General features: G+C 54.8%; 13 protein-coding genes. 5 read left to right on the top strand and 8 right to left on the bottom strand.

What is annotated here, in order from left to right; genetic code table 11:
• Positions 1 to 133 precede the first annotated feature (133 nt).
• Together K0O24_RS13115 and K0O24_RS13110 are read left to right on the top strand one after the other, a co-directional pair.
• Entirely contained in the window at positions 134 to 2,092 is a 1,959-nt protein-coding gene (locus K0O24_RS13115; RefSeq protein WP_219893171.1) for a TIR domain-containing protein, read from the top strand.
• A gap of 32 nt (positions 2,093 to 2,124) precedes the next feature.
• Positions 2,125 to 2,397: a hypothetical protein gene (locus K0O24_RS13110; RefSeq protein WP_219893170.1), complete on the top strand. Its 273-nt coding sequence runs from the start codon at positions 2,125 to 2,127 to the stop codon at positions 2,395 to 2,397.
• A 41-nt stretch (positions 2,398 to 2,438) separates the two neighbouring features.
• Here K0O24_RS13110 and K0O24_RS13105 read toward each other — a convergent pair whose 3' ends face one another.
• Positions 2,439 to 3,740, bottom strand: coding sequence for a S1 family peptidase (locus K0O24_RS13105; RefSeq protein WP_219893169.1), 1,302 nt, complete (start codon positions 3,738 to 3,740; stop codon positions 2,439 to 2,441).
• A 141-nt stretch (positions 3,741 to 3,881) separates the two neighbouring features.
• Here K0O24_RS13105 and K0O24_RS13100 point away from each other — a divergent pair, with 141 nt between their 5' ends.
• Both K0O24_RS13100 and K0O24_RS13095 read left to right on the top strand, forming a co-directional pair.
• The gene (locus tag K0O24_RS13100) at positions 3,882 to 4,295 is read left to right on the top strand and encodes a DUF1330 domain-containing protein (protein WP_219893168.1); all 414 of its coding nucleotides are present in this window, start codon (positions 3,882 to 3,884) and stop codon (positions 4,293 to 4,295) included.
• The gene (locus tag K0O24_RS13095; protein ID WP_219893167.1) at positions 4,292 to 4,942 is read left to right on the top strand and encodes a 2-hydroxychromene-2-carboxylate isomerase; all 651 of its coding nucleotides are present in this window, start codon (positions 4,292 to 4,294) and stop codon (positions 4,940 to 4,942) included. The genes K0O24_RS13100 and K0O24_RS13095 overlap by 4 nt, the downstream gene beginning before the upstream one ends.
• A gap of 12 nt (positions 4,943 to 4,954) precedes the next feature.
• On the opposite strand, the gene K0O24_RS13090 is transcribed toward K0O24_RS13095, so the two are convergent.
• From K0O24_RS13090 to K0O24_RS13080, 3 genes are all read right to left on the bottom strand, one after another.
• The gene (locus K0O24_RS13090) at positions 4,955 to 5,461 is read right to left on the bottom strand and encodes a hypothetical protein (RefSeq protein ID WP_219893166.1); all 507 of its coding nucleotides are present in this window, start codon (positions 5,459 to 5,461) and stop codon (positions 4,955 to 4,957) included.
• Positions 5,462 to 5,560: 99 nt separating this feature from the next.
• Positions 5,561 to 6,649, bottom strand: a complete 1,089-nt coding sequence (locus K0O24_RS13085) for an MBL fold metallo-hydrolase (RefSeq protein WP_219893165.1) — start codon at positions 6,647 to 6,649, stop codon at positions 5,561 to 5,563.
• Positions 6,650 to 6,765: 116 nt separating this feature from the next.
• Positions 6,766 to 7,272: an Lrp/AsnC family transcriptional regulator gene (locus tag K0O24_RS13080; RefSeq protein ID WP_246611006.1), complete on the bottom strand. Its 507-nt coding sequence runs from the start codon at positions 7,270 to 7,272 to the stop codon at positions 6,766 to 6,768.
• Positions 7,273 to 7,371: 99 nt separating this feature from the next.
• Here K0O24_RS13080 and ald point away from each other — a divergent pair, with 99 nt between their 5' ends.
• Positions 7,372 to 8,487: an alanine dehydrogenase gene (gene ald / locus K0O24_RS13075; protein WP_219893164.1), complete on the top strand. Its 1,116-nt coding sequence runs from the start codon at positions 7,372 to 7,374 to the stop codon at positions 8,485 to 8,487.
• A 39-nt stretch (positions 8,488 to 8,526) separates the two neighbouring features.
• Here the strand turns inward: ald and K0O24_RS13070 are convergent, their stop codons facing one another.
• Genes K0O24_RS13070 through K0O24_RS13055 form a run of 4 tightly spaced genes read right to left on the bottom strand, consistent with a single transcriptional unit; the run spans position 8,527 to position 12,927 of the window.
• The gene (locus K0O24_RS13070; RefSeq protein ID WP_219893163.1) at positions 8,527 to 9,639 is read right to left on the bottom strand and encodes an S-(hydroxymethyl)glutathione dehydrogenase/class III alcohol dehydrogenase; all 1,113 of its coding nucleotides are present in this window, start codon (positions 9,637 to 9,639) and stop codon (positions 8,527 to 8,529) included.
• A gap of 16 nt (positions 9,640 to 9,655) precedes the next feature.
• Positions 9,656 to 11,032: an L-serine ammonia-lyase gene (locus tag K0O24_RS13065; protein ID WP_219893162.1), complete on the bottom strand. Its 1,377-nt coding sequence runs from the start codon at positions 11,030 to 11,032 to the stop codon at positions 9,656 to 9,658.
• Positions 11,029 to 11,526, bottom strand: a complete 498-nt coding sequence (locus K0O24_RS13060; RefSeq protein WP_219893161.1) for a prolyl-tRNA synthetase associated domain-containing protein — start codon at positions 11,524 to 11,526, stop codon at positions 11,029 to 11,031. The genes K0O24_RS13065 and K0O24_RS13060 overlap by 4 nt, the downstream gene beginning before the upstream one ends.
• Positions 11,527 to 11,538: 12 nt before the next feature.
• Positions 11,539 to 12,927: an amino acid permease gene (locus K0O24_RS13055; protein WP_219893160.1), complete on the bottom strand. Its 1,389-nt coding sequence runs from the start codon at positions 12,925 to 12,927 to the stop codon at positions 11,539 to 11,541.
• Between the last annotated feature and the right edge of the window lie 115 nt (positions 12,928 to 13,042).

The raw sequence follows: 13,042 nt of genomic DNA, 5'->3' as shown, positions 1-13,042 counted from the left end.
AAATTCTGATTGATGGCGGTCGCGCCTCGGTTGTCTCCGGGCTTAAACTCCCTTACCATCGCCGGCATCGCTCGTTCTCGGGTGGATGTATCGCGTCGGGTTGCTCCCCAGCTAACGGGAAAATGACAACGCAATGACCATTGAGGTTTCACCAAAGGATCAAGGTCAAACGCCGACCCGAATTTTTCTAAGCTATACGCGTCAGGATCGGGTTCGTGCGGAGCCGATCATCAAAGCCTTGGAGACTGCAGGTTACCGGGTTTGGTGGGATGGACTGCTGGACGGCGGGGTAGCTTTTTCAACAACGACAGAAGATGAACTTGAAGGGGCTGACGCTGTAGTTGTCCTTTGGTCCAAAACCTCGGTTGCTTCGCATTGGGTGCTCGATGAGGCGACGCGCGGTCGTGAGCGCGGAAAATTGGTCCCCGTGACTCTGGATGGCACATTCCCACCCTTGGGATTTCGCCAGTATCAGTTGTTGGATTTGTCCAAGTGGCGCGGTTCGCCTGCGGCTGCCGAGATTTCGAATCTTTTGCGGGCCATAGGTGTCGTTGCAGGCCAGGCAGACGCACCAGCGCGCGTCTTGCAACCGACCAGGCAAGGCTTGAGCAGGCGTGCAATGTTCGCTGCTGGTGGTGGTATTGCGGTGTCCGCAACACTGTTAGGCTTTGGTGCTTGGAAGTTTGGCCTGTTTGGCAGCCATGTTGATGGGAACAGTGTGGCCGTTATTCCATTCAAGAATCTGAGCGGAAGTGCTGATCAATCCTATTTCTCCGACGGATTGTCTGAAGAAATGAGGTCGGCGCTTGCGCGAATTTCGTTGCTGAAGGTCGCCGCACCTACGTCATCGATAAAATTTCGAGACCATGTTGAAGATGCAAAAACGGTTGCGCGAAGACTTGGCGTGGCATTTCTTCTTGAAGGAAGCGTCCGACGTTCGGGTGACGTGGTACGAATTGCAGCCGAATTGATCGACGGGACGACGGGTTTCAGCCGATGGGCGAACAGTTTCGATAGAACCATCAAAGACATTTTCGCGGTTCAAAGTGAAATCGCAAACGCTGTAGCGAGTGCGCTGGTTGAGGAGGTTGCAGCAGACGGCGGCCAAGCACCAAATCTAGAAGCTCCAACCTCAGGTGGCACGCACAACGTGGCGGCGTTCGATGCCTATTTGCGTGGAAAGGCACTCTATAGCCTCCATGCTGACGAAAAGACCTATCGCGAAGCATTGGCTCAGTTTGATGCTGCCATTGCTGAGGACCCCAAATATGCCGCAGCCTATTCGGCTCGTGCCCGCTCCCTGACGTCCATTGCCAATCAATATGCCACAGCTGATCAATTTATTGCTCTTTACGGAGAAGCAGAAGCGGCAGCGCGTAAGGCGGTCTCGCTTGCACCGCGCTACGCAGATGCACAATCGACCCTGGGCGTGGTTCTTTTCCAGGGCAAGCTCGACTTCAGGGGCGCAAGACAGCCTTTTGAGGTGTCGCGTCGATTGGGACCGGGTGATGCAAATGTATTGGCCAGGTTTGCAACATTCTGTTCGGCTGTCGGTCGGTTCAACGAGGCAACAGAGTCTATGTCCCGTGCTCTGAAGCTCGATCCACTCAATCCGGCGATGTATAATTCGGCGGGTTTTGTGCAGTATTCGGCGCGTCGATTTGCGCAGGCGATCCCACTATACAAAAAGGCACTGGAGCTGAATTCCAAGCTGCCATTTGCGCATGCCTCGATTGGCAATTGCTATTTCGCGCTGAACAAATTCCAGGATGCCCGTGCTGAGTATTTGCTTGAGCCGCTCGATGTGCTGCGCTTGCCGGCCATTGCCATCGTCGCCCGCAAATTGGGCAATGAAGCGGAAGCGCAAGACGCGCTGAAACGTCTTACGTCAGATCGAGGCGAGGGTGCATCCTATCAACAAGCTCAAGTTAAGAGCCAGTGGGGAGAACTGCCCGGCGCTCTCGAAAAACTCGAGGAGGCCGCAAGGATCGGGGATACCGGTATTACGAATATGCGCAACGATCCCATGCTCGATCCGCTGCGTCAAAACCCGAGATTTATCCGATTGCTAAAGCAAGTGGGCTTCGATTAGGATGCAAGGTGTTCAACAAAGGGGGACCGGAAATGGGTGTTCTTAAAACTGCGACTATGCTTCTTGCTGCACCATTGTTTCTTACAGCTTGCAACAAGGCTGAAACGCCTGCAGCGGAAGCGACAGACAATGCCGCTACAGCTGCCACGGACAACGCGATGGACGCCGCAACACCTGCTGATGTCAACAACAGCGGCGTAGCGGAAATGTCGAGCAGCGGTCCGGGGATTATTCCGAGCAAGTCATCTGCCGAGGGCGGAGATCCTGCCGCAACGCAGACGACTAATACAACAACTGCTAACTGATAGCGTTAACGACGCGCCGGTTGCGCCTTTGGCAGCACAACTCACTGCCGCAGGGCCGCCGGCGTCGTCAGTTTGGCACATGCGCTAGCATCACTGTCTTGACCCATGATTTTGCAGATCCAGGATGCAAACGCTTCTATTTCGGTATAGACGCCGGGCTGTCCTGATGGGCCGCAATTCTTGTCGGTGCTCAACCCCCAGCTTACGACCCCAACGATTCTTGGCACTCGGCCGTTCGTCAGGATTAGCGGGCTTCCACTATCGCCCTTGCACATCTTCTTGCCGTCGGCGCGCGCACAGACGACCTTTGAAAGCCGAGCCATTCCGGCCTGCCTTGGACAACCGTTCAGATCCGTAGTCTGCAGCTTGATTGCTCGATTGAAGATCGTCGCAGGAAATTGGTCACTCGACTGCATTTTGCCCCATCCTGTTGACGTCACTGGCGTCTCTGGTGGAAGGTTAGGTCCAATGTGCAGTGCAACCGACTTGATCTCGACCGGATTGCGAGGGCGGCTGTCGGGAACCAGGTGTATAAGCGCGATGTCATTCGCAATCGGTTTGGGTGTGAAATCGTTGTGCACGAAAACCCTATCAATGCTGTAGACCATGGCGGAACTTTCAACCAGATCCTCGGCGCCGAGTTTGACCTTGAAGTATCTTTTGAAGAAAGCTTGCCGCTGGCCTTCGGATTCCCATTGTCCGTCAGGTTTGACGCAATGAGCCGCAGTGACAATCCAGAAGCGGGCAATCAGCGCGCCTCCGCATGCATGTCGGAATAGAGCTTGCGTGACCTTGTCACCATTTACTGGGAAATTGGCGAAATTTTCAGGCGGAGCGCCGTTGAACAATTCTGCCATGAACGGCATCCCGTTTTCCGGAACGACAAAGCTGCCGGCGCTGAACATGGTCGGCTCTCCCGGTGATTCTGCCTGACCTATCGGTCTCAGCTTCATCGTAGGAATTTCATCCTCATCAAAAACCCCGTCACCTGCTATGTCTGCCTGACCGTCGTCATCGTCGACGACGACCCACTCATATCCAGCCGGGGTCAAACTCGGGTCTTCGCGGATCGCGTCATCGTTAACATCTCCGTCTTCCTGAAGATCTTGTGGGTCGACGCAATCAAGATCGAGCGTTTCGTCGTTTTCATCTTCGGCAACCTGTTGGTCGCTTGTCACATTCTCCAATGGGGAGTCAGAGGCTTCGCAAAAGTCGGAAACATCCGCTTCATCTTCGGGGTCAACGCCCTGCGCGATGCCGCCACCTGATAGAAGCAGCAAACTAACCACAGCGAAACTGGCCTTGAGACGCTTGCGCCAACCATTCCTGACAAATGAATTCATGGAAGCCACCCTTATGCTGGCGACAAATTGGCGCCTGAATCGGGAAAGAGTCAATCAGGAGACCCTGCAGAAACTGCTACAATAGTTGACAGGCAGCAATAATATGGCATCGCAAGTGTCGTTAAATTTCGGGAGTTGGACATGAAGGTCACAAACAAGGTCGTCCCTGACGTAGAACAGGCTGCAGCATTTTTTTCCGGTGCAGAAGACGGCCCATTCGTGATGGTCAATCTTCTGAAATTCAAAGCGAATGCCGAATATCCGGACGGCACCGATTCACATTTGACCGGCGCCGAGGCATACGCACGCTATGGCAAGGCAGTTCGGGCGCATGTTGAAGCTGTCGGCGGCAAGACTGGATATGCAGGACCCGTAACCGGCCTTTTGCTTGGTGAAGTAGAGGAGTTGTGGGATATGATCGCGTTGGCCGAATATCCATCTCGCGCCGCCATGATGGCGATGATCCAGAGTCCGAAGTATCAGGAAATTGCTCGGCACCGTTCCGCAGGACTGCAAGGTCAATTGAACATCAGGACAAAGGGGACACTTGGATGACGCTGAGTTTCGATCTCTTCTGGTCATTTCGTTCGCCCTATTCCTATCTGGTGACAGACCGGATCGTCGCTTTCCGGAACGAATATGATGTCCAATGCAACGTGCGGCCAGTTTATCCGATTGCTGTCCGCCAGCCGGAATTTTTCGCCAATAGCGATCCGCTCTGGTTCAGCTATTTTGCGAGAGACATTCATCGCAGTGCGCAATTTCTCGAAATCCCGTTTCGTTGGGCCAATCCGGATCCTGTGCAAATGGATCCGCAGACGCGGACCTATCCGAAGGAGCAGCCATATATCTATCGCCTGACCCGGCTGGGAATGGCGGCGGTGGAGCGGGGCAGGGGCCTCGAGTTCATTGAGCAGGTTGGTCGCCTTATTTGGAGCGGCGCCGTTGCAGGCTGGCATGAAGGAGATCATCTCGCAGAAGCAACCGAACGAGCGGGGCTGGATCTGGCCATTCTTGACAAGCAGATCGATGAAGAAGCAGCCCGGCTCGACTTAGAGATTTCCATGAACCAGGACGCACAACGTGAAGGCGGGCATTATGGGGTCCCGCTCATGGTTTTTGATAATGAGCCGTTTTTCGGCCAGGATCGCTTTGACCAACTTATATGGCGGATGCAGCAGAACGGGCTCACCCGCCGCTGATTTTTGGCCCTGTCAACTGCCTTTGGGCGGCGAGAACATCGTGACCAGTTTGACAATACCACCAAAATACAGCGCGCTCAGGGCAATGGCCTTAGACATTTCAACGGGATCAAGCTTGTCCAAAATGACGGGAGCCGCAAGAACAGTGAGAAAAAGCATCGCACTCCGATTGATTGCCAAAGGCACCCAATTCATGATCTGAATATAGACCGCAATCACGATTACAATGAGCCCGGCGATCAATCCCTGGGTTCCGAACTCTCCAGCAAGCCAGTGAGATTGCCAGGCAAGCGCGAGGCCTACCAGAGCGCCGAGCGCACTCTGCGGCCATTGCTTCAAATCTGCTTCTTCGACTGCGGCCCAGTACCAAAAGAAAAGGAAGCTCGCGAAGAACGAGGAAATCCCAAGCAGTTTCAGACCAATAAAAATCCATCCGGCGATAACAGCTATGACAACGATCGTGATAATCAGGCCAACCATCGGCGTCGGCGGTGCAGGCTTTTGCGCCTCATCGGACATAAATTATCTCCCTCTCCCGTACTCGTAATTATAGCCCAGTAAACCCTTGCGGACATTTGCCCGTCGTTGTTTTTAACCTCGTAAAATTGGGTGTCGGGATCAGAGCAGTTTCTTCTTTTCGATTTTTTGGCTTCCAACCGGGAGCATAAACAACATTCCATCTTCGCCAACACTCATTCGTCCCTTGAAATGGTTGGGCGCGTCTCCCAGGAAAACCGGATAAAAAAATGGAGAAGGAATCACGGGTACAATATGGTTGAATACCAGTTCCTTTACGCCGGCTTCTCTTGCCGAATCCGCTGCCTGCTCCGGTGTTGTGTGGTAGTTGATAATATCGCGTGTTATCTGGGCGGTGTTCTTGATGCCCTTTTCGTCAAGCGCAGTGGTCAGAAGACCAACCAACTTTGGTTGCAGTGCTTCATGCACAAGCAGATCGGCGCCTTTGGCACTTGCGATCAACGCCTCAGATTTTGAGGTGTCACCGCTGAATACGACCGAACGGCCGCGATAATCGAAGCGGTAGCCTACGGCTGGCTTTACAGGTCCGTGATCGACCCGAATGGCGGTGACTCTCAGCCCGTCTCCTTCATAGACGATAACTGAATCGCCCTTTCCTGCATCGGGCAAGGCAAAAGGCATGGCCTTTGCTCCTGCACCCCCAGGAGGGGCGATTGCTGGCCCATGATGAGCTGTACGGTAGCCATTGTCGGTCGCATAGGCCTCGTCGAAACCAGCAATGACTCGTTCAATGCCAGTTGGTCCATATACGGGTAGCGGCGCTTTTGCTGCAGCACCGGTCCAACGCATGAGCATTATTGGACCCAACCCGTCGATATGATCGGAATGGAAGTGGGTGATGAACGCAGCGTCAAGGCGGCCAACCGGGAGACCCATCAAGGCAATGTTGCGGGCTGATCCTTCGCCAGCATCGACCAGAAACATGCGCTTGCCTGCAATAACTACATTGCATGGCCCCGCGCGGTTCGGGTTCGGCAGGGGCGAACCGGTGCCGCACAGGGCGACATAAAGTCCGTCGGGTAGCCCTTCAGTTCGATCAAGGCCTGCTCTCTTTTCTACAGCATTCCTATAAGCACGCTCACCCAATTGAGGTTGAAATATCCGAATACCCAACACTGTCAGGAGGAAAAAGGAGATCACTCCGACGAGCCACTTTGTTCGCGTCTTCATCTCGCCTCCGCTTCAGCTGACGGCCTCGATTTGCCGGTTTCTCCTATTGGCATTTGAAATGTCAGATGCAGAAGTTCAGGTCAATCGCAACGATTGCCGTAGTCAGCCAATCGGCTTCACGAATTAGCGAAAACTTGGGGTGGAACCGAACGATTGACAACCTCGCGCAGCGCAAATGCCGTTTCAATTCTCGCGACACGGGGAAGGGTGGCAATTTCCTGCCTATGAATGCGTTCATAATCTTCGATCGAACGCGCTGCGACTGTCATGAGATAGTCATCACGCCCCGACATCAAGTGACAACGCAAAACAGACGGGCAGGCAGCGGCGGCGGCTTCAAAGGCCGACAAGGCTTCGTCGCTTTGACTATCCAAGCTGATAGAAATGAAAACTGTTGCTGCATAACCAAGCTCTCGAAGATTCAGGTCGGCGCGGTAACCCGCGATAACACCGCTTTCTTCTAGCGCCCTTTGGCGCCGGGCAGCCGCACTGGGTGAGAGAGCAGCCGCTTCAGCAAGTTCGAATTGCGTGCTGCGACCCTGCTCAACGAGTCTGCGGAGTATTTTTCGATCATTCCGGTCCATTCCGCACATATTAGTCGTAATATGAGAATAAATCATCATTATTCCGCGAATCTACTGTCAAAGTCCGGAATCATCGCTGAGAATGTGCGGCAAAAGTCTGTTATAGGGGGTAAGTCACTTCAGCTAGGATGAACCTTCATGCGCATCGGCGTTCCAAAGGAAATCAAAACTCACGAATATCGCGTCGGGCTTACCCCGGCTTCTGTTCGAGAATATGTTTCTCGCGGTCATGACGTGATTGTCGAAACGGGCGCAGGCTCGGGCATCGTTGCAGACGATGCCGCCTATATTCAGGCAGGTGCTTCCATTGCTGCCGACGCATCAGAAGTTTTTGCCAAGGCTGACATGGTCATCAAGGTCAAGGAACCACAGCCCAGCGAGTGGGTCATGCTGCGCGAGGGACAGATCCTTTTCACATACCTTCATCTTGCTCCTGATCCTGAACAAACCAAGGGTTTGATCGCTTCCGGCTGCACTGCGGTTGCATACGAAACAGTAACAGATCGCGACGGAAGCCTGCCGCTCCTTGCGCCAATGAGCGAAGTTGCTGGCCGCCTTTCAATTGAGGCTGCAGGTCAGGCACTGCGCCGCTCAAATGGCGGCTCAGGCGTGCTACTTGGCGGTGTTCCTGGTGTTCAGGCAGGCCGTGTTGTCGTTATCGGTGGAGGTGTCGTCGGAACCCATGCAGCGCGGATGGCTGTTGGCTTGGGAGCAGAAGTGACGATCATTGATCGATCAATTCCGCGATTGCGCCAGCTCGATGACATGTTTCAGGGTCGTGTGCGTACCCGTTTTTCTACAACCGATGCCATTGAGTCCGAAGTTGCTGGCGCTGATGCCGTGATTGGTGCGGTACTCATTGCGGGGGCCAGTGCACCCAAACTTGTGACACGGAAAATGCTGGGCCTGATGAAGCCACATTCGGTCCTCGTCGATGTCGCGATCGATCAGGGTGGCTGCTTTGAGATGAGCCACCCAACGACCCACTCGGATCCAACGTTCGAAGTGGATGGTATCATCCACTATTGCGTCGCCAATATGCCGGGAGCCGTTCCGCAAACGTCCAGCCACGCGCTTAACAACGCAACTTTGCCCTTCGGCCTGTCACTCGCAAACAAAGGCCTGGATGCGATCCGGAGCAATGCCGGGCTTCTGGCTGGACTCAATGTGCACAGGGGCATCGTCACCAATGAGGCTGTTGCCCAAAGCCTTGGTCTGGAATGTCAGGACGGCGTCACGGCGCTCGGTGCCTGACGCTTAAAGCGCCCGGCACCAAACCGGTCGCCTTCAAGATCAGAACACCACGACACTGCGGATCGACTTGCCCGCATGCATCAGGTCGAACGCAGTGTTGATCTCTTCCAAGCCCATGACATGAGTGATCATCGGGTCGATCTGGATCTTGCCGGTCATGTACATATCGACGATCTTGGGAACGTCGGTGCGGCCCTTGGCGCCTCCGAACGCGGTACCCCGCCAGTTGCGACCGGTGACCAGCTGGAAGGGGCGTGTCGCAATCTCCTTTCCGGCTTCTGCAACACCGATGATAATGCTGGTGCCCCAGCCGCGATGGCAGGCCTCGAGGGCTACCCGCATGACGTCCGTGTTGCCCGTCGCATCAAAGGTGTAATCCGCGCCCCCATCCGTCATGGCCACGATCCTTGCGACTGTGTCTTCGCGGCTCATGCCCTTTGAATTGAGGAAGTCGGTCATGCCGAACTTGCGGCCCCATTCCTCGCGGTCGGGGTTGATGTCCACGCCGATAATCTTGTTTGCACCGGCGAGCCGCGCCCCCTGAATGACGTTGAGGCCAATGCCGCCCAACCCGAACACAACGACATTGTCGCCTACCTGGACCTTAGCAGTATTGATGACGGCGCCAACGCCCGTTGTGACGCCGCAGCCAATGTAGCAGCTTGACTGAAACGGCGCGTCCTCCCGGATCTTCGCCACAGCGATTTCCGGCAAGACGGTGAAGTTCGAGAAGGTCGAGCAACCCATGTAATGATAGATCGTCTGCCCCTTGTAGCTGAAGCGCGATGTGCCATCGGGCATCAGGCCTTGCCCCTGCGTTGCGCGAATTGCGGTGCACAGGTTTGTCTTGCCTGAGAGGCAGCTTTTGCACTGCCGACATTCGGGCGTGTAAAGCGGGATCACATGATCGCCGGGCTTTACAGACGTGACGCCTGCACCCACTTCGCGGACGATGCCGGCACCTTCATGCCCAAGAACACTAGGGAAAATGCCTTCACTGTCGAATCCGTCGAGCGTGTAAGCGTCCGTATGGCAGATGCCCGTCGCCATGATCTCGACAAGCACTTCGCCTGCCTTGGGTCCCTCAAGGTCAAGCTCCACAATCTCGAGTGGCTTCTTCGCTTCAAAGGCAACTGCGGCACGCGTCTTCATTCAGAGTCTCCCAATTTCAGCATTCCACAACATTGACGGCGAGGCCGCCTTGCGATGTTTCCTTGTACTTGTCACGCATATCAAGACCGGTCTGGCGCATAGTTTCGATGACTTTGTCAAGGCTGACCATGTGTGAACCATCCCCGATAAGCGCGAGCCGGGACGCGTCTATTGCCTTGACTGCGCCCATTGCGTTTCGTTCGATACACGGGATCTGAACCAGTCCTGCGACGGGGTCGCAGGTCAGCCCAAGATTGTGCTCCATGCCGATTTCTGCAGCATTTTCGATCTGTGCATTTGTCCCGCCCAGCGCTGCTGTGAGGCCCGCAGCTGCCATTGAACAGGCAACCCCAACTTCTCCCTGACAGCCGACTTCAGCTCCTGAAATGGACGCGTTGCGCTTGTAAAGTGCGCCGATTGCTGCCGCAGTCAGAAGAAAAGTGCGTCGTGTTTCGACGGTGCCGCGATAGCAGCGGTCATGAAAGCGCATGACGGCGGGGATGATACCGGCTGCCCCGTTCGTCGGTGCAGTAACAACGCGACCACCGGCTGCGTTTTCCTCATTGACGGCCATTGCCCAAAGATTGATCCAGTCCAGAATTACCAGCGGGTCATTGAGATTGGATTCCTGCCGCGCGCCGAGTTCGGCGGCAAGATACGGCGCCCTTCGTTTTACGTTCAACCCACCCGGCAATGTGCCAGCCTGCTTGCACCCGCGCTCGATGCTGTCAGCCATCGCCTTGGCGATCCTGTCCAGGCCTTCCTCGACCTTGTCAGCAGGTTCGCGTGCGCATTCATTTGCCATCATGATTTCGGCGAAAGTCATCCCCGAGGCGTCCGCCAGCGTGAGCAACTCGGTGCCCGAACAAAAATCGTAGGGAATCTCGATACTGTCGAGCGCGCGCGTGTTGCTCGTGGACTCGTCCTCGTCGACAACGAAGCCGCCGCCCACGGAATAATAGGCGCGCTCCGCCAATTGGACTCCGTCCGAGCCGAATGCCCTGAAAGTCATTGCATTGCTGTGAAAGGGCTTTCGCTCTCGTTGCAGAAAACGCAGATCATGTTCTGGATCGAATGCAACATCGTGTCGGCCCAGAAGAGAGATCCGGCAACGAATCCTGACATCTGAAATGATTGAAGGGGCTAAATCGAGATCGACTGTCGATGGCGTCGCCCCGGTTAAGCCTAGGATCAATGCCGTATCTGTTGCATGCCCTTTGCCGGTCAACGCGAGTGAACCATAAAGATCAATCGCCAAGCCTGTCGTTGAAGCCAAAAATCCCTTGTCCTCAAGCCACTCACAGAAACGACGTGCCGCAACCATAGGGCCAACCGTGTGAGAGCTTGAAGGGCCCACACCAATTTTGAAGAGTTCGAAAACACTGACACTCATTGGGGGGCTGGTACTTCCACAATGGAAACTTCATGCCCAACCGCAGACAGGAATTTGATCAGGTCTGGTCCTGAAAGGCCAAGTGTTGCGGTATTCCGCAAAGGGTGCACATTAACCCAGTCCTGATCCGCCAGCCTTGCATCAAGCACGACGCGAACAGCGCCTTCCGCATCGTTCATCGCGGCGAGTGGTGTTACCGATCCTGGCATAACTCCCAGCAGGCGCTCCATGTCATCCGCCTTGCCAAAACTCAGTTTCTTGGATCCAACCCGAGACGGCAGGGCCTTTAAATCCACGCGCGCATCATGCGGAGCAGTTACCAGCCAGAATTGGCCGCCTGCGTCCTTGAGGAAAAGATTCTTGGTATGAGCGCCGGGAATTAATTCATGCAACGCCGTGCTTTCTTCAACAGTGAACACGGCGTCATGGTCCTGCATTCTCCAGGTGATTGCCAATTCATTCAGCTTGGCAAGAAGCGATTCCTCTTCGGTCATCCCCTCACTGTCCTATTGGCCGACTGCCGTGCCGACTTTTCGCCGTAGCCAGTAGCCAAGCATGAAGGCAGCGGCGACAACGATGCTGGTCCAGAGCTCTATGGCATGGTCCTTGGAGAGCCCCATCATGATCAGAACGCCAATCATTCCGCCGATTGCGGCCCAGGTTCCATATGGATGAAACCACATCTTGATAAGGAGGCGATGCGGTGCCTCCGCCTCGAACCGTGTTCTCAAGCGGTATTGGGCAATAGCGATCAAAAGGTAGACGAAGAGCATGATTGCACCGGAGGCATTCACAAGGAAATTGAAAACCCGATCCGGAGAGAGAACCGATGCAGCGAGCGCACCATAGCTGAAGAGGCTCGCAATGAGGATTGCTCGGGCCGGGACCCTGGAACGGCTCAGTTTTACGCATGACTGGGGGGCATCCCCATTCTGCGCGAGCCCAAACATGGCCCTGGACGTAATGTAGATCCCGGAGTTCAGACATGAGAGAACTGCGACAAGCACGATCATGTTCATGATCAGATCCGCTTCACCATATCCCATCGCTCGCAAGGCATGTGCAAATGGCGATGTTCCAACTTCAATCTCATTCCAGGGAACGACCGAAACGATCATGAGAATCGACAAGACGAAAAAGATCAGGATCCGTGCTGAAACAGAGATAGTCATGCGCGCAATGGTGCGGGCTCCCTCTTGGGACTCTGCAGCGGCGAGCGTGGCAATTTCAGCACCGCAAAGGGAAAAGATAGTTGTGGCCACGCCAGCAAAAATCGCCGCCGTTCCGACTGGTGCAAATCCACCATGTGCAGTGAGATTTGAAAATGTAGGTCCAGCAGGTGACGTAAGACCCAAAGCATATGCGCCGGCCACGAGAATAAAAACTATGATGGCAATGACTTTTGTCGACGCGAACCAGAATTCAAATTCGCCATAGGATCGGGCCGACATGAGGTTTACGCCCGTCAGCAGCGCCATAAGGACAACACCGACTTCCCAGACTTCGAACTGCGGAAACCAGCCGCAGATGATCTTGGCCCCGGCAATAGCCTCGACAGCAATAACCACGACCCAGAAATACCAATAGAGCCAGCCCACAAGGAATCCGGCCCAGTTTCCAAGGCCTTGGCGCGCAAAATCGGGGAAGGTCTGCACACCAGGAATAGCCATCGCCATTTCGGATATCATGCGCATGACCAGCAGAACTAGAAATCCGGCCAGCGCATAACTCAAGACTGCGGCGGGGCCTATCGTGCTGATTGCACTCGATGAACCGACAAACAGCCCGGCACCGATAATCCCGCCAAATGTGATCATGGAGACATGGCGCGACTTTAGCGATCGGCTCAGCTGGTTGGCAGCCCGATCTTCCTCGAATACTGTAACGCCTTCCATCTCGGACAAACCCCCAAACCTGTTATAGGCGAAATGTCTTATCGGTATGGCGCTTGCTTGTCATGCAGCCAATAGGGCCGTTGGTTTTGCGACAAGGCAAATGTCAGCCATCGGC

This window comes from Aquisediminimonas profunda, assembly GCF_019443285.1.
Taxonomy (GTDB): Bacteria; Pseudomonadota; Alphaproteobacteria; order Sphingomonadales; family Sphingomonadaceae; genus Aquisediminimonas; species Aquisediminimonas profunda.
Note: the sequence above shows the minus strand (reverse complement) of the source record. Positions and strands in the feature narration are given on the sequence as shown.